Here is a 23,961-nt window from a genome sequence, read left to right as displayed (position 1 = left end):
ATTTTACCAAATTATCTTTCAACTGTCAACACTTTTTTATTCATTAGATATGGAGGCGGCACCCGGATTCGAACCGGGGGTAAAGGTTTTGCAGACCTCTGCCTTACCACTTGGCTATGCCGCCTTGATCGAGAGCGGAAGACGGGACTCGAACCCGCGACCCCCACCTTGGCAAGGTGGTGTTCTACCACTGAACTACTTCCGCATCATTGGCTGGGGTAGCTGGATTCGAACCAACGCATCACGGAGTCAAAGTCCGTTGCCTTACCGCTTGGCTATACCCCAACGCCGAAAAGTGAAGGGCGACTAGTGGGAATCGAACCCACGCATGCCAGAGCCACAATCTGGTGCGTTAACCACTTCGCCATAGTCGCCATAATGATAATCAAAATGGCAGGGGCAGTAGGAATCGAACCCACACCGGAGGTTTTGGAGACCTCTGTTCTACCATTAAACTATGCCCCTTTGTTAAAATGGTGGAGGGGGACGGATTCGAACCGCCGAACCCAAAGGGAGCGGATTTACAGTCCGCCGCGTTTAGCCACTTCGCTACCCCTCCAAAGAATGGTGCCGACTGCAGGACTTGAACCCGCAACCTACTGATTACGATTCAGTTGCTCTACCAATTGAGCTAAGTCGGCATAATTATGATATAAATCGCGGCTCATTGTTCATTTGTTGTGTCCCTTCCTCTACCAGCCAACTCGAAGAAGCTGTATGCGTCGGGACAACTCGCAGCCGATTCGAGGAAGCGGATGCTCGTCTCTACCAATTGAGCTAAGTCGGCATACATATGATGCACATTATTGTTATATGGTGGCTCGGGACGGAATCGAACCGCCGACACAAGGATTTTCAGTCCTTTGCTCTACCGACTGAGCTACCGAGCCATATTAAATTGCTTTGCTTGTACTGCACCGTGTCTCTCCCTCTACAAGCTGATTCGAGGAAGCCAGATGCGTTGAGGCAACTCTAACTGAACTGCTGAGCTGTCTCTTTTCATAATTTTGAAACAATGGCGGTCCCGACGGGACTCGAACCCGCGATCTCCTGCGTGACAGGCAGGCATGTTAACCACTACACTACGGGACCATTTTGGTTGCGGGGGCAGGATTTGAACCTGCGACCTTCGGGTTATGAGCCCGACGAGCTACCGGACTGCTCCACCCCGCGACGATAGGAAAGTAAATTAATTTGCACAATGTTCTTAGCGTTGTTATCCGTTACCTCTTCCTCTACAAGCTGATTCAAAGATGCTAGATGCGTCGAGGCAACTCGAAGTGAATTCGATGAAGCAAAGGCTCGTCGCTCCACTCCACAACGATTAAAAATGGTGGAGGATGACGGGATCGAACCGCCGACCCCTTGCTTGTAAGGCAAGTGCTCTCCCAGCTGAGCTAATCCTCCACGAAGAAGTGACCCGTACGGGATTCGAACCCGTGTTACCGCCGTGAAAGGGCGGTGTCTTAACCACTTGACCAACGGGCCATGTTGATGAATCATGGCGGAGAGCAAGGGATTCGAACCCTTGAGGCGCTATTCACGCCTACACGATTTCCAATCGTGCTCCTTCGACCACTCGGACAGCTCTCCACGATGGCTCCGCAGGCAGGATTCGAACCTGCGACCAATCGGTTAACAGCCGATTGCTCTACCACTGAGCTACTGCGGAATGACATCACTTTAGACATTTATTATTATAATGATTCGCGTTGAGCTGTCAAGGACTTTTTTTCATTCCTTCAAAACTAGATAACCGTCGGAAGAAGCCGCTTATAGGTCAAGCCCTCGATCGATTAGTATCCGTCAGCTCCACGTGTCGCCACGCTTCCACCTCGGACCTATCGACCTCGTCATCTTCGAGGGATCTTACCCGCCTGACGCGGTGGGAAATCTCATCTTGAGGGGGGCTTCACGCTTAGATGCTTTCAGCGCTTATCCCGTCCGCACATAGCTACCCAGCGGTGCCCCTGGCGGGACAACTGGTACACCAGCGGTGCGTCCATCCCGGTCCTCTCGTACTAAGGACAGCTCCTCTCAAATTTCCTGCGCCCGCGACGGATAGGGACCGAACTGTCTCACGACGTTCTGAACCCAGCTCGCGTACCGCTTTAATGGGCGAACAGCCCAACCCTTGGGACCGACTACAGCCCCAGGATGCGATGAGCCGACATCGAGGTGCCAAACCTCCCCGTCGATGTGGACTCTTGGGGGAGATCAGCCTGTTATCCCCGGGGTAGCTTTTATCCGTTGAGCGATGGCCCTTCCATGCGGAACCACCGGATCACTAAGCCCGACTTTCGTCCCTGCTCGACCTGTCCGTCTCGCAGTCAAGCTCCCTTGTGCCTTTGCACTCTCCGAATGATTTCCAACCATTCTGAGGGAACCTTTGGGCGCCTCCGTTACCTTTTGGGAGGCGACCGCCCCAGTCAAACTGCCCGCCTGACACTGTCTCCCACCCCGCTAAGGGGTGCAGGTTAGAACTTCAATACCGCCAGGGTGGTATCCCACCGCCGCCTCCACCGAAGCTGGCGCTCCGGCTTCCCAGGCTCCCACCTATCCTGTACAAGCGATACCAAAATTCCATATCAGGCTGCAGTAAAGCTCCACGGGGTCTTTCCGTCCTGTCGCGGGTAACCTGCATCTTCACAGGTAGTATAATTTCACCGGGTCTCTCGTTGAGACAGCGCCCAAGTCGTTACACCTTTCGTGCGGGTCGGAACTTACCCGACAAGGAATTTCGCTACCTTAGGACCGTTATAGTTACGGCCGCCGTTTACTGGGGCTTCGGTTCGCACCTTCGCTTCCGCTAAGCGCTCCCCTTAACCTTCCAGCACCGGGCAGGTGTCAGCCCCTATACGTCGCCTTTCGGCTTCGCAGAGACCTGTGTTTTTGATAAACAGTCGCTTGGGCCTTTTCACTGCGGCTCGTTCGGGCTCTTCACCCAAACGAGCACCCCTTCTCCCGAAGTTACGGGGTCATTTTGCCGAGTTCCTTAACGAGAGTTCTCCCGCGCGCCTTAGGATTCTCTCCTCGCCTACCTGTGTCGGTTTGCGGTACGGGCACCTCTTCCCTCGCTAGAGGCTTTTCTTGGCAGTGTGAAATCGGGGACTTCCGGATGACTCCGTCGCCATCACCGCTTGGCCTTACAATCCGCGGATTTGCCTACGGATCAGCCTTGCGGCTTGGACAGGCTCTTCCAGCCGCCTGCTCGCCCTATCCTCCTGCGTCCCCCCATCGCTCAAACGGGAAGGAGGTGGTACAGGAATCTCAACCTGTTGTCCATCACCTACGCCTTTCGGCCTCGGCTTAGGTCCCGACTAACCCTGAGCGGACGAACCTTCCTCAGGAACCCTTAGGCTTTCGGCGCAGAGGATTCTCACCTCTGTTTTCGCTACTCATACCGGCATTCTCACTTCTAAGCGCTCCACCAGTCCTTCCGGTCTGGCTTCAACGCCCTTAGAACGCTCCCCTACCGATGACCAACGGTCATCCCGCAGCTTCGGCGGCACGTTTAGCCCCGGTACATTTTCGGCGCAGAGTCACTCGACCAGTGAGCTATTACGCACTCTTTAAATGGTGGCTGCTTCTAAGCCAACATCCTGGTTGTCTTTGCAACTCCACATCCTTTTCCACTGAACGTGCACTTTGGGGCCTTAGCTGGCGATCTGGGCTGTTTCCCTCTCGACCACGGATCTTATCACTCGCAGTCTGACTCCCGGGCATAAGTCGTTGGCATTCGGAGTTTGACTGGGTTCGGTAACCCGATGAGGGCCCCTAGCCCAATCAGTGCTCTACCTCCAACACTCTCCATCCCGAGGCTAGCCCTAAAGCTATTTCGGGGAGAACCAGCTATCTCCAAGTTCGATTGGCATTTCACCCCTACCCACACCTCATCCCCGCACTTTTCAACGTGCGTGGGTTCGGGCCTCCAGCCGGTGTTACCCGGCCTTCACCCTGGACATGGGTAGATCACCTGGTTTCGGGTCGACGACGACGTACTTTTCGCCCTGTTCAGACTCGCTTTCGCTGCGGCTCCGCCTCTTCGGCTTAACCTCGCACGCCATCGTCACTCGCCGGTTCATTCTACAAAAGGCACGCCATCACGCATGAACGCGCTCTGACTACTTGTAGGCACACGGTTTCAGGTTCTCTTTCACTCCCCTTCCGGGGTGCTTTTCACCTTTCCCTCACGGTACTGGTGCACTATCGGTCACTAGGGAGTATTTAGCCTTGGGAGATGGTCCTCCCTGCTTCCGACGGGATTTCCCGTGTCCCGCCGTACTCAGGATCCGCTCGGGAGGGAACGAAGTTTCGACTACAGGGCTGTCACCTTCTCTGGCCGGCCGTTCCAGACCGGTTCGTCTACCCCGTTCCTTTCTCACTCCCACAATGAGCGGTCCTACAACCCCAAGAGGCACGCCTCTTGGTTTGGGCTGTTCCCGTTTCGCTCGCCGCTACTCAGGGAATCGCGTTTGCTTTCTTCTCCTCCGGGTACTAAGATGTTTCAGTTCCCCGGGTGTGCCCTCCATGCCCTATGGATTCAGGCATGGATACTGCCCCATTACGGACAGTGGGTTCCCCCATTCGGACATCTCCGGATCAACGCTTGCTTACAGCTCCCCGGAGCGTTTCGGCGTTTGCCCCGTCCTTCATCGGCTCCTAGTGCCAAGGCATCCACCGTGCGCCCTTTCTAGCTTAACCTACAGCGCTCTCGGCTTCTTCCTTATTGTCTAGCGTCGGCTCGCCGCCGCTCGGGGTCAAATAACCTTCGCCTTCCGGGTGCAAGCACCCTTGCAGGCGAAGAACATTTGCCCATCGCGGCGACCCGCGAACCTCCGCTTTTCCGGTTATCTAGTTTTCAAGGAACGATTTTTGTCATTGAGAGAACATGACTCGTTCCCTCAAAACTGAACGAAACAGAAGCGCGATTTGTTCTTCGTTTTTTCACCTTAGAAAGGAGGTGATCCAGCCGCACCTTCCGGTACGGCTACCTTGTTACGACTTCACCCCAATCACTTGCCCCACCTTCGGCGGCTGGCTCCCTTGCGGGTTACCTCACCGACTTCGGGTGTTGCAAGCTCTCGTGGTGTGACGGGCGGTGTGTACAAGGCCCGGGAACGTATTCACCGCGGCATGCTGATCCGCGATTACTAGCGATTCCGGCTTCATGCAGGCGAGTTGCAGCCTGCAATCCGAACTGAGAGCGGCTTTTTGGGATTCGCTCCCCCTCGCGGGTTCGCAGCCCTTTGTACCGCCCATTGTAGCACGTGTGTAGCCCAGGTCATAAGGGGCATGATGATTTGACGTCATCCCCACCTTCCTCCGACTTGTCGCCGGCAGTCCCTCTAGAGTGCCCAACCGAATGCTGGCAACTAGAGGCGAGGGTTGCGCTCGTTGCGGGACTTAACCCAACATCTCACGACACGAGCTGACGACAACCATGCACCACCTGTCACCCTGTCCCCCCGAAGGGGGAACGCCCAATCTCTTGGGTTGTCAGGGGATGTCAAGACCTGGTAAGGTTCTTCGCGTTGCTTCGAATTAAACCACATGCTCCACCGCTTGTGCGGGCCCCCGTCAATTCCTTTGAGTTTCAGCCTTGCGGCCGTACTCCCCAGGCGGAGTGCTTATCGCGTTAGCTGCAGCACTAAAGGGTGTGACCCCTCTAACACTTAGCACTCATCGTTTACGGCGTGGACTACCAGGGTATCTAATCCTGTTTGCTCCCCACGCTTTCGCGCCTCAGCGTCAGGTGCAGGCCAGAGAGCCGCCTTCGCCACTGGTGTTCCTCCACATCTCTACGCATTTCACCGCTACACGTGGAATTCCGCTCTCCTCTCCTGCCCTCAAGTCCCCCAGTTTCCAATGACCCTCCACGGTTGAGCCGTGGGCTTTCACATCAGACTTAAGAGACCGCCTGCGCGCGCTTTACGCCCAATAATTCCGGACAACGCTCGCCCCCTACGTATTACCGCGGCTGCTGGCACGTAGTTAGCCGGGGCTTTCTCGTGAGGTACCGTCACCGCGCCGCCCTCTTCGAACGGCGCTCCTTCGTCCCTCACAACAGAGCTTTACGACCCGAAGGCCTTCTTCGCTCACGCGGCGTCGCTCCGTCAGGCTTTCGCCCATTGCGGAAGATTCCCTACTGCTGCCTCCCGTAGGAGTCTGGGCCGTGTCTCAGTCCCAGTGTGGCCGGTCACCCTCTCAGGCCGGCTACGCATCGTCGCCTTGGTGAGCCGTTACCTCACCAACTAGCTAATGCGCCGCGGGCCCATCCGCAAGTGACAGCCCAAAGGCCGCCTTTCAACCGAAGACCATGCGGTCTTCGGTGTTATCCGGTATTAGCTCCGGTTTCCCGGAGTTATCCCGGTCTTGCGGGCAGGTTGCCCACGTGTTACTCACCCGTCCGCCGCTGACCGAATCAAGGCAAGCCCCAATCCGGTCCGCTCGACTTGCATGTATTAGGCACGCCGCCAGCGTTCGTCCTGAGCCAGGATCAAACTCTCCAAAGAAAGTTGATTGGCTTTTGCTTCGGCCCATGCGGACCTCCGCTTTTCGTATTGTCCAGCTTCGGTCCGCCGCCGCTCGGGGGTCAAATAACCTTCGCCTTCCGGGCGCAAGCACCCTTGCAGGCGAAGAACATTTGCCCGTCGCGGCGACCCGCGGACCTCCGCTTTTCGTCGCGCTTCGTTTCGTTCAGTTTTCAAGGAACGATCGCACTGCTTGGATGCAAGGAATTTCACTTCCTCATCAACCCGTTGTCTCTCGCAAGCAGCTTCTTTATACTAACATAACATCTTTTCGTTGTCAACTGTTTTTCTTGCCCGTCGCGTCCGAACTGTTCGTTCTAGCAGCGACGCTATTTAATATATCACCTCAAAAACAAAAATGCAATACCTTTTTTTATTTTTTTTGCGACGCTGCTGCCCCCTTCTTCCTTTATATCATGTTGGAATACGGCGCCCGCTGCCTTGGCAACTTGTCCGCCTAAGACAGACGAATATGCGGAGCGGCGGGCGCATACATTTTCAATAATATATCTATCATCACTTACTTGATTTTTACTTTCTTGAAGGAGGCATCTTGGCGTTGATTCGCATCTTGTCATCTCCGTCCGGTTTTCACGTTTCCGGCTCGTCCTCGCTTCCGCCGAATGAACAGCGCATTTTGCACGCCCTTGTGTCTTCCCCTGAACTATATACGTATCCGAACGAACAGCAACTGCTGTTTGAAATCAAGCTTCGCAGCCAGATCGTTCAAGCCTCGGTGGACTTGGCGAAAAGCCGGGCGCAGTTTGCCATTTTCCGTTTTTCGCGCTGCAACAGCCAGTTCTGGCTGCGGGATGAGCGCGGGGGGTTTCAGCTTCGGCCAGACGTTCTTCCATCGGACGCCATCAATGATATTTTTGTCAACAGCGAACTGTACGCCTTTGAGTGCGCGACGGCGATCGTCATCGTTTTTTATAAAGCGGTGCTTGAAGGGATTGACGTGTCGGCGTTCAATCGTTTGTTTGCCCATTTGCTGCTGTATGACTGGCATACGGACAAAGACCTCGGTATCGAAACGAAAAAGGGAGAACACTTTCTCCCCGGGGACTGCCTTTATTTTAAAAACCCGGACGTTGATCCGCTGACGCCGCAATGGCAAGGGGAGAACACGATCTATTTGGGCGATGGCTTGTTTTACGGACACGGAATCGGCATCGAGACAGCGGACGGCATCATCGCCGCCCTCAACCGGAGGCGGAAGCAGTGGGCGACGAAATCCGCCTATCTTCTTCCTCATATTACACAAATGAACTTCGCTTATTTATCCCAATTCGCCCGCCGCTTCGACGAACTCCGCCTGCCGCTCGGCCGTCTGCCATGGATCGCCGGGACGTTAGGGTCCGCTACTTTCTTGTATCGTTAGCGGGCCTTTTTCGTTTTTCTCCCACAAATACAGCCCGATTCCTGTTAAAATAAAAATGCCGCCGATCCATTGAAACAGGCGGATCGGTTCATCGAGTAGCCAGTACGCCAACGCCGAAGCGCCGACCGGTTCAAACAAAATCGCCATCGACACCGTCGAGGCGCTCACCCATTTGACGGCCCAGTTCATCACCGAGTGGCCGAGCAGCGTTGGAATGACGGCAAGGGCGAGAAAACAAAGCCAATCCGTCAGCTGATACGCCGCCAGCGAAAGGCGAAACAGCATCGCGTACAGCCACAACACCGCCGCACTGATGCCATAGACGATATATGTATACGTCATGAGCGACAACCGTTGGCGCACTTCTTGGCCGAACAGCCAGTACGCCGTCACCATCGCGCACGCCACCAACGCCAACATGTCCCCATAGAGCGCTTCGCCGCTGACGCGAAAATCGCCCCAGCTAATCAAGACGCTTCCCGCAATCGCCAAAACAGCGCTTGCGAGCGCGCCCGCCGTCAGCCGCTCACGGAAAAAGAGCGCCCCGCCCGCAAAGGCGAACAGTGGCTGCAGCGTCACAAGCACGACCGAGCTGGCGACGGAAGTATAGTCGAGCGATTCAAACCAAAGAATAAAATGAAACGCAAGCAGCACGCCGGAACAAATCGAAAACCACCAGTCGCGTCGGGAAATACGCTTCAGTTCGCGGATATGGCGAAGAAAAAACGGCGTCATGATGACGACCGCGAAAAAAAGCCGGTAAAACGCGATAACGGCCGACGGCGCCTCCGACCATTTGACGAAAATGGCCGATGTCGACACAGCAAGCGCGCCGATCAATAACGCAGCATACGATTTCGCTACGCTTGGCGGCTTCATGTTTCCATCTCCTCACCAACATTTTTTTACATTCATTATACCATGAACGAGGTGAGAAAAAATGATGTTTGATCCGTTCCTCAAATTAGGGATTTCCGCCATCCTCGGGCTGATTATCGGGTTGGAACGGGAATTGAAGCGAAAACCGGTCGGCTTGAAAACGTGCCTTGTCATTTCCATTTCCAGTTGCCTGCTTACGATCGTTTCGATCGAATCGGCGTACGTCTTTCCTCTTAAAGACCATATCACAATGGACCCGCTCCGCCTTGCCGCGCAAATCGTATCCGGGGTTGGGTTCCTGGGAGCGGGCGTCATTTTGCGCCGCGGCAACGACAGCATTACCGGGCTGACGACCGCCGCGATCATTTGGGGGGCGGCAGGGATTGGCGTGGCGGTTGGCGCGGGCTTTTATTGGGAATCGGCGTTCGGTGTGGCGCTGCTCATTGTCAGCGTCGAACTCATTCCATTTTTAATCAACTTTTTCGGGCCGAAGCAGCTGCGCGAAAAAGAGGTGATGCTGCAAATTACGGTCGATGAGGCGAAAAACATCACCAAAGTGATTGACCATTTAAAACAGCAGCGCATCAATATTAAAACGATCCGCATTAAAGACGTTGAGGAACATGAGCATTTGCTGAAACTAAGAGCCGTCATTGACCAAAAGCGCTCGACCGCCGAGCTTTACTACATCATTCGCTCCATCGACGCCGTCGTCCATGTCGATATTGAAAGCGGCTGATGAAAAAAGGATTGCAAACAGCCGACAAACTATAATATAATGGAACATGGGCAGATGATCCATACCGTTTGGGGCATTAGCTCAGTTGGGAGGGCATCATTGTTAGAATGACTGCCCTCATTTACTAAAAATCGGTTCAAAGAGATTTTAAAAGTGATTTCTACCCGGTCTCTAAAAACAACGATTTTGTCAATTACTGTACTTAACATCATCTTCTTTTTTTCCACTGATGCCTTTTCAAATACTTCTCTCCATACAGGAATGTATCTCTGCAATTCCTCCATTTCAGATAATTCGACCGTCTTGGATTCTAAATCTAATTTTGCTTTGTTAATTGACTCTTCCAACTTCCTTAACTCATTTTCTTTCTGATTAATAAGGTCATTAACAACTTTTGCATCAAAGGAACTTTCCCCCATGATTATTTTGAGTGCTTCATCTCTTAATTTCACTAACGCAGAATTCACTTTGTCAAATTCGCTTTGGAGCTTTTTTAACGTTTTAACCTCTTTATCAGTATTGTGTTGCTTAAACTCTTGAATCTTACTAGTAAGGTCGATTGTTTCAAGTTGGTCTAAATAATCGTAAAGTTCATCAAGAACCACACCTTCAATCTTTTTTGGAGAATACAATGTCTGTCCATCGCAATCTACTTTTTTCTGTGCTTTACCCGAACATCTGTATTTAGCCTCACGCTTTACATATTCTGTTCCATCTTTACGAACATATTTCTTTTTATTATACGTTGTACAAAGTGGATTTCCACAATGTCCACATCTTACTAACCCCACAAGCAACAAAGAGCTTTTCGTAGTCGTAATAATACTTTCTTCTCCCCTATTTTTTACATTTTCAGGATTTCTCTTCTCACGTATACTCTGCACTTTATTCCACTTTTCCTCATCAATAATTACTATATAGATGCAACAAAGAAGTTTAACATATCCTTGACAGAAAAGTGGTTTGCCCATTTTCGACTGTCGAAGGCAAGCGTGTGGCTTGCCTCCGTCACGCCTTAGCGTGACGGAAGACCGAACAACGACTCGCTTCACAGACCCATTCATGGGTCTTTAAGCGGCGTTGTTCGGTCACTCGACAGTCGGATGCAATGACCGGCAAAGACGAAAAATGTTAAAGCTTTAAATTGCATCTATATAGTTCCTCTAATTTCTCTTTAGATACCACTTCTTTTTCAGTACCTCTTGCGTAAACCATGTAGCCTTTATACATTGGGTTCCTTAATACATTATTAACCGCTCCGGAAGTCCATTTTTTCCCTGTTTTTGATGGGATACCTTTTTCGTTTAGATATTGAGCTATCCTGCTTTGACCATATCCCTCCTCAAGAACAAGATCGTACATTTTTTTAACAATCTCAGCTTCTTCCTCATCAATTACAACCTTAAGTAATTCTTTTCCTTTTTTATTGAAAACCCCCAAATTAACCGTCTTGTAGCCATAAGGCACTAGACCCCCTCTATAAATACCATCTTCCACCATTTGCGAATGCTTCTCGTTTACTCGTATTGACGTTTTTCTACTCTCTCCACTTGATTGCCAGAATCGAATATAATTAATAAGCCTATCAGCATGATCTTCTAGCTTTTGTTGCCCTTCTTTCACTGACCATACCTCTATTCCATTATTAATAAACCATTCAACTATGAAAGGAGTCTCATCATCTCTCCTACCCAGACGGTCAAACATAAATACTAAAAGAACATCAAACAAACCATTTTCGGCATCTTCTTTTGCGCGTTGAATAGCATCCCTTTTACTTGCGGATACCTTAAATCCAGAAACCCCTTTTTCGATATATTCTTTTACTAATTCCCAATTACCCTTCTTCTCGATGAAAGATCTGCAAGCATTTCGCTGCATAGGAATATCATCACCATCGAGCTGTCCTTTTGTCGATACCCTGTAAAGCGTAGCAACTCTTTTCTTCACACCATCCATTACCATTCAAATACCACCCTTAACTTTATATTTCATTTTATAGTTGTTAGTTACACTACCTTTGTGTTAACTCGCTACCTAGACCATGTCAATTGTTTGATTCTGTTTTCTGCCTTATATATTCTTGGGTTAACATTTCCAATAACTCTCTTTCCGCATTGACATTACTTTCTATGAACTTTACCACAACCCACATTCCATGCTTCTCATTAAATCTTTTAACACCGATGACTTCATCGTTTTCGATGATTGGTAAATACTTTTGACCATCAATAACAACAGCTTCTAAAGTGGACATGTGACCTTCACCCCATACCGAGAATTAGGGATTGACCCCATGCCCGTATAAAAAATCTCTTGGTGCAGGTCTTGAATTTTAGGCCAAAAGCAGACGTTTTTAAAATATTTGCACCTTTTGTTTTCAGATGTCCTTAAAAGGTGTTAATTACCCCTAACTAGAGTCAATATGTTCCGGAAATTACTTAATGTTTCTTACTTACTCAGTAAAAAGACAAAAAAAAATAGCACCTAATTCTCCAGCTAACCTGTATAAGGTCAGTTACTGGTCTCTTAGGTGCTGATTTTTTAATTAGTATGAATTCTGATTTTTAATGTCCCCCTTCATAAATCTAAGCTAAGCTATTCTACTCTTATCAAATCTCCCTGAACCCTACTAACAGAGATTTCATCGAACATAGCAACATTTGTTTCCTCGTTTAACGTATATGCGGAGAGATAACCCTGCTTTGCCTTAAAGATTGTATGCTCTACATATTCCTTTATCACTACCTCGCGAGGCTTATCCATTAAATCTGGATCTATGTAAATCGCTTCTTCAAAGATATCTTTCGGAACATACAAATAACTCTTAATTGGCACTACCTGCTCGAATGTATTTACTTCAAATTCGCTATGAATATCCGGCTTTTTCCCTAACATGATGCATGAAAACAATACATGGTAAACCATCAACCCGTTTTGATCTAATTCATCTATTATTTCTTTGTCTCTGTCTGTTCCCCCCTCTTGGACTATCATTGTCGGTCTTAAACTGTTGGTGACCAGTATCTCCCCATTCTTAAAAGCATCTATAATACTTTCCTTGACACCTAGCGTCTTCATTATCTGCTCTGCTAACCTCAACCCCCTTGACGTGTAAGGTACTATTTTCGATACATCCCCCTTATTCCATAACCTCGAATCTCTCTTTCCAATCCTTTTTGGCATCCCTAAAACCTCCCTTAATTCGGTTCCTAACTAATAAAAACCTGCTTTATGCAGGTTTTTATTAGTCAACTACTTATAAAACAGCTCACGATTTTATTCTTAAAATTCGCTTATCTCTAGCGTTTTGAAAAACTTTTCGGGTATTTTTTGTTGAAATGCCTTTTTAAGAGCAAATACCCCCTTTTACAAGCGATGAACCACCGCTGCTAACGACCATAACTCCTTACAAATTCCTCTATTTTCTGCAGGTTTACTTTACCTTTATCAAAATCATATACTTTCCATACATCTATCGAAACCGCACCACTGTCGACTGCCTCTAATCGAGAAAAATACCTTTTTAAACCTTTTTCATACGCTGCGCGAGATACCGATTGAGTTCCTAACTTGTACCCTTTAGACTCTGCCTCGCATCCATCGCATACATTAAATGGATTTGGTCCAAATGCGTAACTGATCTGCTTCGTGTAAATCTTGTCGCCTTCTAACTTTATTTCAAACAATCCACTGCTCCAACTATCTAGACCACTTGTGCCGTCTTCTCCGATAAATATGTAATGACCATTACCCCGATATAACGCTATGTTCGAATCCTGTACCGAAAACGCCCACATTCCAATATGAAAACGAGTCTTGCTCTCACTAGGTGCGCCCGATATACCTGCACCTTTATGCTTTAAATGTACGATCTTGCCACCTCTTACAGTTATCGCCACATTGATCGGAGATGTTAAACGACCTACCGAACCGCCTAAAAGCTCTGGAACCCCATTCATATCTAAATCGATTAATACTAACTCGTCATTCGGGTCGAGAAATGTATCTCTGGATTCGAAGATGCTATCTAAATATTTCACATAAACACTCTGCCAACTTTCTTTAGAGTGAAGAAACAACATCAGTGGCATTATCAAAAGCAATATAAGAAAAGACTTTTTCATTTTTACCCCCTCCCTTTAAAGATGTGTCTATGTTACCACTTTAAGGGTACGGACAAATAAAAAGAAAACCGTTCTGAAATAGAACAGTTTTCTTTTGAACATAACTACTATGAGTCTTACTTTAAACCCTCCACAAAATCCTCTAGAAAATTCCTTAGAATATAATCGATATTATAATCATTGAAATCCACATCATGATTATTATTCCTAACAAAATTATAAAAATTCATCGCTACACTTTGACAATTGTATAAAGTATTTGAGAATTTTACAGATAATTTAAAATCAAAAAAGTTACTAAAGGAATTATCTACCCGTGAAGAAAATTCTACGTTTGCCAATTTGCAAAAAGGAGTCACTTTATGATGCAATAATCTAAGCATTTTTATTCTATGTTCTGCTACACCGATTACACCGTCATTTTCAAACATTTCGATTAAAGATTTTTCGTAACCCATACAAATATCATGAATCTTACCTTTTATATAAGAATCTTCAAAAGAATCAATTTTAACTGACAAACCAAGAAGTATATCTTTTACTGAAGAATTTTTACTTTTTAATAATACTGGGTCTACTATTATTTTTACACCTTCCAATTCTTTTGAGTCTTTAAGTTTAAACCCCTTTATGGGTTGATTGAAGTAACTCCTAATTAATTTAGCATAATTGTCAATCTTAAATTCGGAATTAATTACTTTTTCATACTTAGCACCACTTAAAACACTCTTGTTCGGATTAAAAAAAGTATAATATACATTTGTATGAAGTTCCGATTTAATTTTTCTAGTTTTTGCCATTTTAATTACCCCCTGAATCCGTGATAAAAACGCGTTCAAACTGCTGAGAAAGCTTGATAAATCAACAAATATCACACTTTTTGCTTTTCACTCAATAAGTGAACATCCGAAACTGGGCTAAACCCTTGATATGATTACGTTTTCCGGTGCTTTTGATGAGCTGCTGTCACGGATTCAGGTACCCCTTTACTTTTTATTTATTAACCTTACACACCTATTTCTCATCTCTTGATTTATGTCTTGGATTTTTCCTATTTTCTTAAAAAAAATTAAAATTGTCTTGAAAAATTTTTTATGTGCCCCCTATCCAGCACCTATATTGACCATTAAATGCTGCACATCCACTGTAATGTCATAAAAAAAAAATCTCGAAGAACCCCCTTAACGATTTACACTCTTCCTGTTCGGAAGGTTACACTCTACGAACAAACTGTTACCTATCTCCCCTAAACAGTTCAATATACACCCTCTCAAAGTAGAAAAGTACCAAATTTTCAGGAATAACTCATACCCGATTGTCATATCTATTATCGAAGTTATGAATTATGGGGGTGATATCATGAGTGAAAAGGAATTATTAGCGGGCAGTGTAAACTAGCACATTATTTCAGAATCCCTTTTTCAAATTATTTCAGGCGGATTCGGAAATAATGTGCAAAATTTTTGCGGATTGTTCCGGATTTTGCACATTCTTTCGGAACGTTTGCACGCTCTTTCAGATGAAGATTTCCAGCGCGCCTGATGGACCTATGGAAAAGAGAAAGCACAAAAGAGGCCGATTCGGCCCCTTTCGTGCTAATACCCCATTTCCTCTGCGGCCATGCGCACCACTTCTTCGTCAATGGCGTCCTTTTTCAGCTGATACCCGTATAACAGGCACGTCGTGGCCAACGTGTTGATCACCCGAGGCCATCCCCGCGACTGCAGGGCAATCGCCTCTAACGCCGATGGGGTGAAGATCGGATGCTTCGCCCCGGCCTGTTTCATCCGATGTTCGATGTAGCCCGCCACCTCTTCCTTCTCCAGCGGCCCCATCCGGTATCGCATGATGATCCGCTGGTCGAGAGGGCGGTGCTGATTGAGCCGCAGCTTCCCCTGTAAATGGGGCAGCCCGGCCAAAATCAAGACAAATGGGTTGGTCGAATCCATCTCAAAGTTGAACAAGATCGCGATGTCCTGTAAAAATGCATCCTTCGCTAAATGCATCTCATCCAAAATGAACACCGGCGTGATCCGCCGTTCATGATACAATCGCTCGATCGCCTGCTGGATTTGGCGGAAGAGGTCTACCTTGCGGTACTTCGGTTCCTCTCCTAATCCCAAGGCCAGTCCACGGTAAAAATCCATCACGCCTCCGGTGGATAACGGAAAGTAGACGACATGATACAATGATGGATTCAATGACTCTTTCAGCGCCCGAAGGGCGAACGTCTTGCCCGCCCCCGGCTCTCCGATCAACAGCCCGATCCCCCGGGTTCGTTTCACGTACTCCAGCGCCCGCAACGCTTCCTGAAATGACGCCCCTTGATACGCCTCGGACGGGTCTGTTTCTTTCGCAAACGGCTCCCGCGAAAGGGAGTAAAACGATTTATACACCGTGTTCTCCCTCCTTCGCCGGAATCGCCGCAAACGGGGACCGATGGCGTTTTACATAGGCGTTGTCCTCCAAACGCACCCGAATGGCTTCCGCCACCCGTTTGCCCTCTTCGTACACATAGACGCCTCGTTCGTCATAGCGGAGCTCAATCGATTGCCCAATGAACCGAGGCGGCACTTCGTATAGCTGTTTATTCAGGGTGATCGTGCCATCGGCTTTCACCTTGCGGTGCTCCCGTTTCAGAAAAATCGCATCCAGCCAATCGCCATCTTCGATGAACGACACGAGATGCACTTGCGATTGAAACACCTCATGCGGCGTTTTTCCGTCCAGTGAGGCGTGCGGTTTTCGATGATACTCCTCTTCAAGCCACTTCCAAAAACGCTCGTTCAACTCGTCAAGCGATTTCGGCGGATTCAGCTCCAACAGTGGATAAAACCGTGTCTGTACGGTGCGGAAGAACCGTTCGATTTTTCCCTTGCTTTGCGGGTCATACGGCTGGGTGTGGATGAGTGTAATCCCCATCTCGGCGCACGCATACTGCAGCACCTCGGACCGATAAATTTTCCCGTTGTCCGAGTAAATGCGTTTCGGCTTCCCGCAACGAAGCACCGCTTCCTTCGTGACGATCCGCAGCCCGTCAAACTTCTCCGAAGGGAAAAATTGGGCATATGGCACTAACCGCGAGCAGTCATCGATATACGCGATCAAAAACGTTTTCTGGGCTTTCCCATGGACGCGAATCGTGGGTCCATGGGATAAGTCCCCTTGCCATAGCTCATTGATCTGGTCATACGCAAAACGCTTTCGCTCCGGCATCGGCAAGATTTCTTTTCCCACCAGGTTGTGTTTTTTCAACAATCGGTATATAGTAAAGTAAGAGGTATGATTTTCTGGGATTTCCCCCTGCTCGATCAGGTGTTCGTAGAACACCGTCACGGGCATGGTGGGATGTTCTTTTCTTAGGGCTAAAATATGATCCTCATCATCGGGCGACAGACGCCTTGAGTGGCCGCGGTCCGAACGGCGCTTCGGCTTTAAGGCGTCAAAGCCCCCTTTTTTGTATCGGGTGCACCAATCGAGGATCGTCTTGGCTGCGATTCGTTTGTCTCCCTGGTGGGGAACATGGTGCACTCGCTCGCTCACCTCTTTCAGATACGTCTTCGGTTCCACCTGCCCATTCACCAACGGAGCGATTAGCCCGTACCGAAACAGGGCAATGTCGTGTCTCATCGACTCATTCATTCAAATCTCCTCCTGGTCTCACTTGGAATCAGGACCGTTCCGGTCCTCCTGCCCTTATCGTACCGAATTGCTTTTTCTCCGTCGATAGGAAAGGTTTGTGGGAACCGAAACTATTTCCAATTTAGGGTATGTATGTAAAATCAGGATCCCATTTAATTCGCAAAAGGGTGTCGGAATCCGCCCTCCCACATCTCTCTGATGGCCGAATCAAGACCGTGTTCCTCTAACGTCTGGATCCACCAAGAAGCCCGTTCCTTTTCTTTTTTCACGATAGGGCCTATGATCCTCCACCGCCTCGCAAAAAAGCTGTGAAGGCTTGATAGGTTTCGGTAGAACCGTCGGACATAAAAGATGATGCCGTCCTTTGTCGGGAGAAACGGAGCCTGGTTCGTCCTTTCGGTCAATCCCAACTGCTCTTTCACGACTTGCCATATGGCGGACAACGTATACTGAAAATACGGGAGGAGAAAGGAAGGCAGCACACTCACCGTCTTCAAGCATTCCCGACAGCGATACCGGACAATCCAAATGCGATAATCACCATGTGGGGTCAATGCGTTTCGCTCATAGTAACCGTGGCGGTGCAACGGGCGCTTGGCCCGGCAATGCGGACACTTTTTCAGAAGAGGGAAGTCGTTTTCTTTTCCACGCTCTGCATACGTTTGGACGTCAATGCCAAAGTCATGAAATTGAATCACGTCCTCCTCCCCCTCCTATGAACCGATGGATTTTCTCTTCCGAAATAATTCACAAAAAATTTAGCACATCCTTTCAGAAAAGGGGAGAGGGCTTTCTGAAGGAATGTGCAAAAAAATGTCTCTTTTGTTCCGAAATAAAGTGATAATTTACAGGCAGGATTGAAACGATTAATAAGTGCTTTGAACAACTGGTCGACACTTTTAATAACTTCTTTCAAGGTGTCGAGATTGATGAAACCCACACTGAAAGTTTCAAAGAAGTTCAAGACCAAATGAAGCAATTTGCCGATGACATTAGTACTATCCAAAAACAATGGGTAGATTATCAACTCTATCTCATCGATACTGCTAATTCAATGATTCTAGATGTACCTATCGTCAATCGAACTCATTTGATGGTTGATCATCAAGAAGGTATGGTGCGTATCCTTACAGAGTATAAAATCGATGCTACTATATACATGCAACATGAAGAGTTAACTTCTCAGTCATCCTGCACACCCTAAGCGCTGCAGCACTTCCTCCGGACGTTCGTGGATGTAGTGGACAAACCGAGTAATGGCTTGAATGATATCGTTGCGATCCTTGTGAAATACATTGGCAATCACCGTATCTTTCAGCCATTTCCATAAGCGTTCGATCGGGTTCAGCTGTGGCGAATAGGGAGGAAGGTAAATAAAGTGAAAACACTGCCCTTCTTCCTGCAAAAACTCCTTGACCATTTTGGCATGGTGAATGCGGGCGTTATCCAACACCAAGACCATGAGACGGTCCGGATAGCGCTCTTTGAGCATTCTCAAGAAATCCAAGAACGTCGCGGCATTGGCAGCGGTCGTTTGATGAAGCACCGTTTCGCCATCGTGGATGTTGACCGCGCCAAACAGCGATACGTGGGCATGATGGCCGAACGTCGGCACTTGTTTTTGGCGGCCGACTTCCGACCATGTGGACCGCAAGACATGGTAAGAGCGGATATGTGTTTCATCAAGGTACAACAAGACCGAATCAGGATCCATTAAGTTTTTTTTTATGAAGTCGATCTGTTTCTCAAAATTCTTTTGTCGATCCGGATCGCCTTTCGCCAATGTGTAGGTCGGCCGTGTCCACGACAGCCCTTTGCGGTGCAGGAGTTTTCGCAACGCTTCGCGGGAAATGGAAACACCGAAGTGCTTTTCGACATAGGATTGCAGGAGTTTGGTGTTCCACGCCGAAGCGACGTCCCAGCCCAGTTCCGCGGGAGTGGTGGTCAACACAAGCTGTTTGATCTCTTCCTGCTGTTCTTCGGTGAGAAACGGCTCCCGCCCGGGGGCGAAATCCCGATGAAGCAAGAGCTCCAGACCGCCTTCGTTGAACAGCGACACATAATGGGAAACGGTTTGTCGGCACACGTTGACCATGGAGGCCACCTCTTTGCCCAAATAGCCTTCCATGACCAGGCGAACCGCCATCACCCGTTGGCGAAGAAGGGTGTTTTTGATTTTCCGTTCCTGTTTGCGAAGTGTCCGAGGTGTCCATCCGTGATCGTTGGTGATTTTGAGACGTTTCATGCAGAATTCCGCTCCTTTTCCATGCTTTTCCTTAGGAGCAGTATAACCGGAGTGGGCACCACTTATACGAAGGTTAACTTTTCAATGAGCATATATATATTACAGACATTTTACCTATCCATCTGTTCCGTGATATCATTCTTTGTACCGTTGAACAATTTGCAAGTGGTAGACGAAACATCAAAGTTTCTGATATCACAAAATTAATGGAAGATGAAATTAGAAGCAGAAGTGGATATGATGAGGCTCCTCGTGTGTTGGTTTATCGGGTATTTAATGTGTTGAAACATCATGATATACTAATCCCTTCTAGCACAGTTAGGTTTGGACATAATCTCAATAAATCCGTAGCTGAAGTCAAAGAATGGTTGGATCGAGTATTAAGTGAAAATCGTTGAATGTATAAGAACCATTAGATGTTGCATCTAATGCAGACTGTTGAAAAACGATTTTGTCAAGGACAAAATCGTTTTTCTTTTGTTAATATGTTAAAGGAAAACTATGAAGAAAGAGGAGTAGAAGCATGTACCGTCCTTTCTCCAAGTCAGAATTGAAAAAGAACAGAAAAGCGTATGAAAAAATGTACGATAAACGTCATTTACTTGTTCAAATCGATAAAGTGATGGATTGGGATTACGTGTACTCCTTATTAAAACCGTTTTATTCAGAGGACAAAGTGTAAATTATCACTTTATTTCGGAACAAAAGAGACATTTTTTTGCACATTCCTTCAGAAAGCCCTCTCCCCTTTTCTGAAAGAATGTGCTAAATTTTTTGTGAATTATTTCGGAAGAGAAAATCCATCGGTTCATAGGAGGGGGAGGAGGACGTGATCCAATTTCATGACTTTGGCATTGACGTCCAAACGTATGCAGAGCGTGGAAAAGAAAACGACTTCCCTCTTCTGAAAAAGTGTCCGCATTGCCGGGCCAAGCGCCCGTTGCACCGCCACGGTTACTATGAGCGAAACGCATTGACCCCACATGGTGATTATCGCATTTGGATTGTCCGGTATCGCTGTCGGGAATGCTTGAAGACGGTGAGTGTGCTGCCTTCCTTTCTCCTCCCGTATTTTCAGTATACGTTGTCCGCCATATGGCAAGTCGTGAAAGAGCAGTTGGGATTGACCGAAAGGACGAACCAGGCTCCGTTTCTCCCGACAAAGGACGGCATCATCTTTTATGTCCGACGGTTCTACCGAAACCTATCAAGCCTTCACAGCTTTTTTGCGAGGCGGTGGAGGATCATAGGCCCTATCGTGAAAAAAGAAAAGGAACGGGCTTCTTGGTGGATCCAGACGTTAGAGGAACACGGTCTTGATTCGGCCATCAGAGAGATGTGGGAGGGCGGATTCCGACACCCTTTTGCGAATTAAATGGGATCCTGATTTTACATACATACCCTAAATTGGAAATAGTTTCGGTTCCCACAAACCTTTCCTATCGACGGAGAAAAAGCAATTCGGTACGATAAGGGCAGACGGACCGGAACGGTCCTGATTCCAAGTGAGACAAGGAGGAGATTTGAATGAATGAGTCGATGAGACACGACATTGCCCTGTTTCGGTACGGGCTAATCGCTCCGTTGGTGAATGGGCAGGTGGAACCGAAGACGTATCTGAAAGAGGTGAGCGAGCGAGTGCACCATGTTCCCCACCAGGGAGACAAACGAATCGCAGCCAAGACGATCCTCGATTGGTGCACCCGATACAAAAAAGGGGGCTTTGACGCCTTAAAGCCGAAGCGCCGTTCGGACCGCGGCCACTCAAGGCGTCTGTCGCCCGATGATGAGGATCATATTTTAGCCCTAAGAAAAGAACATCCCACCATGCCCGTGACGGTGTTCTACGAACACCTGATCGAGCAGGGGGAAATCCCAAAAAACCATATCTCTTACTTTACTATATACCGATTATTGAAAAAACACAACCTTGTCGGGAAAGAAATCTTGCCGATGCCGGAGCGAAAGCGCTTTGCGTATGACCAGATCAATGAGCTTTGGCAAGGGGACTTATCCCATGGACCCACGATTCGCGTCCATGGGAAAGCCCAGAAAACGTTTTTGATCGCGTATATCGATGACTGCTCGCGGTTAGTGCCATATGCCCAATTTTTCCCTTCGGAGAAGTTTGACGGGCTGCGGATCGTCACGAAGGAAGCGGTGCTTCGTTGCGGGAAGCCGAAACGCATTTACTCGGACAACGGGAAAATTTATCGGTCCGAGGTGCTGCAGTATGCGTGCGCCGAGATGGGGATTACACTCATCCACACCCAGCCGTATGACCCGCAAAGCAAGGGAAAAATCGAACGGTTCTTCCGCACCGTACAGACACGGTTTTATCCACTGTTGGAGCTGAATCCGCCGAAATCGCTTGACGAGTTGAACGAGCGTTTTTGGAAGTGGCTTGAAGAGGAGTATCATCGAAAACCGCACGCCTCACTGGACGGAAAAACGCCGCATGAGGTGTTTCAATCGCAAGTGCATCTCGTGTCGTTCATCGAAGATGGCGATTGGCTGGATGCGATTTTTCTGAAACGGGAGCACCGCAAGGTGAAAGCCGATGGCACAATCACCCTGAATAAACAGCTATACGAAGTGCCGCCTCGGTTCATTGGGCAATCGATTGAGCTCCGCTATGACGAACGAGGCGTCTATGTGTACGAAGATGGCAAACGGGTGGCGGAAGCCATTCGGGTGCGTTTGGAGGACAATGCCTATGTAAAACGCCATCGGTCCCCGTTTGCGGCGATTCCGGCGAAGGAGGGAGAACACGGTGTATAAATCGTTTTACTCCCTTTCGCGGGAGCCGTTTGCGAAAGAAACAGACCCGTCCGAGGCGTATCAAGGGGCGTCATTTCAGGAAGCGTTGCGGGCGCTGGAGTACGTGAAACGAACCCGGGGGATCGGGCTGTTGATCGGAGAGCCGGGGGCGGGCAAGACGTTCGCCCTTCGGGCGCTGAAAGAGTCATTGAATCCATCATTGTATCATGTCGTCTACTTTCCGTTATCCACCGGAGGCGTGATGGATTTTTACCGTGGACTGGCCTTGGGATTAGGAGAGGAACCGAAGTACCGCAAGGTAGACCTCTTCCGCCAAATCCAGCAGGCGATCGAGCGATTGTATCATGAACGGCGGATCACGCCGGTGTTCATTTTGGATGAGATGCATTTAGCGAAGGATGCATTTTTACAGGACATCGCGATCTTGTTCAACTTTGAGATGGATTCGACCAACCCATTTGTCTTGATTTTGGCCGGGCTGCCCCATTTACAGGGGAAGCTGCGGCTCAATCAGCACCGCCCTCTCGACCAGCGGATCATCATGCGATACCGGATGGGGCCGCTGGAGAAGGAAGAGGTGGCGGGCTACATCGAACATCGGATGAAACAGGCCGGGGCGAAGCATCCGATCTTCACCCCATCGGCGTTAGAGGCGATTGCCCTGCAGTCGCGGGGATGGCCTCGGGTGATCAACACGTTGGCCACGACGTGCCTGTTATACGGGTATCAGCTGAAAAAGGACGCCATTGACGAAGAAATGGTGCGCATGGCCGCAGAGGAAATGGGGTATTAGCACGAAAGGGGCCGAATCGGCCTCTTTTGTGCTTTCTCTTTTCCATAGGTCCATCAGGCGCGCTGGAAATCTTCATCTGAAAGAGCGTGCAAACGTTCCGAAAGAATGTGCAAAATCCGGAACAATCCGCAAAAATTTTGCACATTATTTCCGAATCCGCCTGAAATAATTTGAAAAAGGGATTCTGAAATAATGTGCTAGTTTACAATAATGTTCGAACAGAAGTTATTTTATATAAAGGATCTACATCTTCGAGTAAATTGCCCGAAAAATTAAAGTTAACTGGAATATCACTATACTTAGTTGCTACATCACCAAATATCTCCATACCTTTTAAGCTTCTGATACCTCGATTACTAGCATTGAAATTTAAAGCACCATTCAGTTTAATTCTTGCGTCAAGCTCTGCCATACTAAATGTGGAATCTGATTTACCTTGCCAACTTGGTAAAGCACTCATCCACTCCGCAAAGTACTTTGCTAAATTCTCATCAGGAAATACTTCATTTATTTTAAGTGGTTGGTCTGGCTTAGGAACAGGTGTTATATCTATAAACGTGTGTCCACGGTAATTAGCTACCTCCTCCACCATTGTTCCTGCATACCCATATACTTTTAAATCACTAGGGTTCGTTTGATTTCCCTCTACTGCCCAATAATCAAAATATATAGATGCAACGAAGAAGTTTAACATATCCTTGACGGAAAAGCGGTTTGTCCATTTTCGACTGTCGAAGGCAAGCCTATGGCTTGCCCCGTCACGCCAAGGCGTGACGGAAGACCGAACAACCACCTGCTTCACAGATCCATATATGGGTCTGTGAAGCGGCGTTGTTCGGTC

General features: G+C 48.3%; 18 protein-coding genes, 14 tRNA genes, 2 rRNA genes and 1 pseudogene. 7 read left to right on the top strand and 28 right to left on the bottom strand.

All coding sequences use genetic code 11. The features are described from left to right. Positions 1 to 50: 50 nt before the first annotated feature. The 16 genes from NSS88_RS11650 to NSS88_RS11575 all read right to left on the bottom strand — a co-directional run bounded on the left by NSS88_RS11650 (position 51) and on the right by NSS88_RS11575 (position 6,515). Positions 51 to 124: transfer RNA gene (locus tag NSS88_RS11650), tRNA-Cys, on the bottom strand. Positions 125 to 133: 9 nt separating this feature from the next. Then, positions 134 to 205: transfer RNA gene (locus tag NSS88_RS11645), tRNA-Gly, on the bottom strand. Between the two features lie 5 nt (positions 206 to 210). Continuing rightward, positions 211 to 285 (bottom strand) — tRNA-Gln (locus tag NSS88_RS11640). A gap of 16 nt (positions 286 to 301) precedes the next feature. Next, a tRNA-His gene (locus NSS88_RS11635) sits at positions 302 to 374 on the bottom strand. Positions 375 to 391: 17 nt separating this feature from the next. After that, positions 392 to 465 (bottom strand) — tRNA-Trp (locus tag NSS88_RS11630). Between the two features lie 9 nt (positions 466 to 474). After that, positions 475 to 559: transfer RNA gene (locus NSS88_RS11625), tRNA-Tyr, on the bottom strand. A 6-nt stretch (positions 560 to 565) separates the two neighbouring features. Continuing rightward, positions 566 to 641 (bottom strand) — tRNA-Thr (locus NSS88_RS11620). Positions 642 to 814: 173 nt separating this feature from the next. Then, a tRNA-Phe gene (locus NSS88_RS11615) sits at positions 815 to 890 on the bottom strand. Positions 891 to 1,016: 126 nt separating this feature from the next. Next, positions 1,017 to 1,092 (bottom strand) — tRNA-Asp (locus tag NSS88_RS11610). A gap of 4 nt (positions 1,093 to 1,096) precedes the next feature. Further along, positions 1,097 to 1,173 (bottom strand) — tRNA-Met (locus tag NSS88_RS11605). A gap of 158 nt (positions 1,174 to 1,331) precedes the next feature. After that, positions 1,332 to 1,407: transfer RNA gene (locus tag NSS88_RS11600), tRNA-Val, on the bottom strand. A 9-nt stretch (positions 1,408 to 1,416) separates the two neighbouring features. Further along, a tRNA-Glu gene (locus NSS88_RS11595) sits at positions 1,417 to 1,488 on the bottom strand. A gap of 14 nt (positions 1,489 to 1,502) precedes the next feature. Beyond that, positions 1,503 to 1,593 (bottom strand) — tRNA-Ser (locus tag NSS88_RS11590). Positions 1,594 to 1,597: 4 nt separating this feature from the next. After that, positions 1,598 to 1,672, bottom strand: a tRNA-Asn gene (locus NSS88_RS11585). 104 nt (positions 1,673 to 1,776) lie between these two features. Continuing rightward, positions 1,777 to 4,704 (bottom strand): 23S ribosomal RNA (locus NSS88_RS11580). Between the two features lie 252 nt (positions 4,705 to 4,956). Beyond that, positions 4,957 to 6,515: ribosomal RNA gene (locus NSS88_RS11575) — 16S ribosomal RNA — on the bottom strand. Together the 16S and 23S rRNA genes with 14 tRNA genes alongside form the textbook arrangement of a ribosomal RNA operon. 577 nt (positions 6,516 to 7,092) lie before the next feature. Between NSS88_RS11575 and NSS88_RS11570 the strand changes: the two genes are divergently transcribed. Then, positions 7,093 to 7,914, top strand: coding sequence for a protein-glutamine gamma-glutamyltransferase (locus NSS88_RS11570; protein WP_055358327.1), 822 nt, complete (start codon positions 7,093 to 7,095; stop codon positions 7,912 to 7,914). On the opposite strand, the gene NSS88_RS11565 is transcribed toward NSS88_RS11570, so the two are convergent. Then, positions 7,885 to 8,793, bottom strand: a complete 909-nt coding sequence (locus tag NSS88_RS11565) for a DMT family transporter (protein ID WP_055358307.1) — start codon at positions 8,791 to 8,793, stop codon at positions 7,885 to 7,887. The two genes, NSS88_RS11570 and NSS88_RS11565, sit on opposite strands and share 30 nt — an antisense overlap. Before the next feature lie 61 nt (positions 8,794 to 8,854). Between NSS88_RS11565 and NSS88_RS11560 the strand changes: the two genes are divergently transcribed. Further along, positions 8,855 to 9,532: an MgtC/SapB family protein gene (locus NSS88_RS11560; RefSeq protein WP_033016277.1), complete on the top strand. Its 678-nt coding sequence runs from the start codon at positions 8,855 to 8,857 to the stop codon at positions 9,530 to 9,532. Between the two features lie 29 nt (positions 9,533 to 9,561). Here the strand turns inward: NSS88_RS11560 and NSS88_RS11555 are convergent, their stop codons facing one another. The 9 genes from NSS88_RS11555 to NSS88_RS11515 all read right to left on the bottom strand — a co-directional run bounded on the left by NSS88_RS11555 (position 9,562) and on the right by NSS88_RS11515 (position 17,999). Then, on the bottom strand, positions 9,562 to 10,503 hold the full coding sequence (locus tag NSS88_RS11555) for a zinc ribbon domain-containing protein (RefSeq protein ID WP_341084658.1): 942 nt from the start codon (positions 10,501 to 10,503) through the stop codon (positions 9,562 to 9,564). 160 nt (positions 10,504 to 10,663) lie between these two features. After that, the gene (locus NSS88_RS11550) at positions 10,664 to 11,497 is read right to left on the bottom strand and encodes a recombinase family protein (RefSeq protein ID WP_341084656.1); all 834 of its coding nucleotides are present in this window, start codon (positions 11,495 to 11,497) and stop codon (positions 10,664 to 10,666) included. Between the two features lie 82 nt (positions 11,498 to 11,579). Next, positions 11,580 to 11,789: a hypothetical protein gene (locus tag NSS88_RS11545; RefSeq protein WP_033020377.1), complete on the bottom strand. Its 210-nt coding sequence runs from the start codon at positions 11,787 to 11,789 to the stop codon at positions 11,580 to 11,582. A gap of 341 nt (positions 11,790 to 12,130) precedes the next feature. Then, positions 12,131 to 12,718: a hypothetical protein gene (locus NSS88_RS11540; RefSeq protein ID WP_033844458.1), complete on the bottom strand. Its 588-nt coding sequence runs from the start codon at positions 12,716 to 12,718 to the stop codon at positions 12,131 to 12,133. A 206-nt stretch (positions 12,719 to 12,924) separates the two neighbouring features. Beyond that, positions 12,925 to 13,659, bottom strand: a complete 735-nt coding sequence (locus NSS88_RS11535) for a hypothetical protein (RefSeq protein WP_033844459.1) — start codon at positions 13,657 to 13,659, stop codon at positions 12,925 to 12,927. A 116-nt stretch (positions 13,660 to 13,775) separates the two neighbouring features. Next, positions 13,776 to 14,459 (bottom strand): hypothetical protein, encoded by a 684-nt coding sequence (locus tag NSS88_RS11530; RefSeq protein ID WP_341084639.1) that lies wholly within the window; start codon positions 14,457 to 14,459, stop codon positions 13,776 to 13,778. Positions 14,460 to 15,254: 795 nt separating this feature from the next. Then, complete coding sequence (locus NSS88_RS11525; RefSeq protein ID WP_064213564.1) at positions 15,255 to 16,055, bottom strand: ExeA family protein; 801 nt, start codon at positions 16,053 to 16,055, stop codon at positions 15,255 to 15,257. After that, positions 16,048 to 17,301, bottom strand: coding sequence for an IS481 family transposase (locus tag NSS88_RS11520; protein ID WP_094239815.1), 1,254 nt, complete (start codon positions 17,299 to 17,301; stop codon positions 16,048 to 16,050). Before NSS88_RS11520 ends, NSS88_RS11525 begins: the two co-directional genes overlap by 8 nt. A gap of 152 nt (positions 17,302 to 17,453) precedes the next feature. After that, positions 17,454 to 17,999, bottom strand: a complete 546-nt coding sequence (locus NSS88_RS11515; RefSeq protein ID WP_033011705.1) for a DUF6431 domain-containing protein — start codon at positions 17,997 to 17,999, stop codon at positions 17,454 to 17,456. Between the two features lie 272 nt (positions 18,000 to 18,271). Here NSS88_RS11515 and NSS88_RS11510 point away from each other — a divergent pair, with 272 nt between their 5' ends. Continuing rightward, entirely contained in the window at positions 18,272 to 18,505 is a 234-nt protein-coding gene (locus NSS88_RS11510; RefSeq protein ID WP_341084636.1) for a hypothetical protein, read from the top strand. Here NSS88_RS11510 and NSS88_RS11505 read toward each other — a convergent pair. Further along, on the bottom strand, positions 18,488 to 19,546 hold the full coding sequence (locus NSS88_RS11505; protein ID WP_339239467.1) for an IS630 family transposase: 1,059 nt from the start codon (positions 19,544 to 19,546) through the stop codon (positions 18,488 to 18,490). The two genes, NSS88_RS11510 and NSS88_RS11505, sit on opposite strands and share 18 nt — an antisense overlap. Positions 19,547 to 20,069: 523 nt before the next feature. Between NSS88_RS11505 and NSS88_RS11500 the strand changes: the two are divergent. From NSS88_RS11500 to NSS88_RS11485, 4 genes and pseudogenes are all read left to right on the top strand, one after another. Continuing rightward, a pseudogene (locus tag NSS88_RS11500) lies at positions 20,070 to 20,222 on the top strand (IS1182 family transposase); the annotation flags it as partial. A gap of 153 nt (positions 20,223 to 20,375) precedes the next feature. Then, positions 20,376 to 20,921, top strand: coding sequence for a DUF6431 domain-containing protein (locus NSS88_RS11495; protein ID WP_033011705.1), 546 nt, complete (start codon positions 20,376 to 20,378; stop codon positions 20,919 to 20,921). Positions 20,922 to 21,073: 152 nt separating this feature from the next. Further along, positions 21,074 to 22,327: an IS481 family transposase gene (locus NSS88_RS11490; RefSeq protein WP_341083740.1), complete on the top strand. Its 1,254-nt coding sequence runs from the start codon at positions 21,074 to 21,076 to the stop codon at positions 22,325 to 22,327. Next, a complete protein-coding gene (locus NSS88_RS11485; RefSeq protein ID WP_069303982.1) occupies positions 22,320 to 23,120 on the top strand; it encodes an ExeA family protein in 801 nt (266 codons plus the stop codon). Before NSS88_RS11490 ends, NSS88_RS11485 begins: the two co-directional genes overlap by 8 nt. A gap of 202 nt (positions 23,121 to 23,322) precedes the next feature. On the opposite strand, the gene NSS88_RS11480 is transcribed toward NSS88_RS11485, so the two are convergent. Next, positions 23,323 to 23,922: a hypothetical protein gene (locus NSS88_RS11480; protein WP_341084628.1), complete on the bottom strand. Its 600-nt coding sequence runs from the start codon at positions 23,920 to 23,922 to the stop codon at positions 23,323 to 23,325. Positions 23,923 to 23,961: the final 39 nt, after the last annotated feature.

The organism is Geobacillus sp. FSL W8-1251 (assembly GCF_038005945.1).
Classification (GTDB): Bacteria; Bacillota; Bacilli; order Bacillales; family Anoxybacillaceae; genus Geobacillus; species Geobacillus stearothermophilus.
Note: the sequence above shows the minus strand (reverse complement) of the source record. Positions and strands in the feature narration are given on the sequence as shown.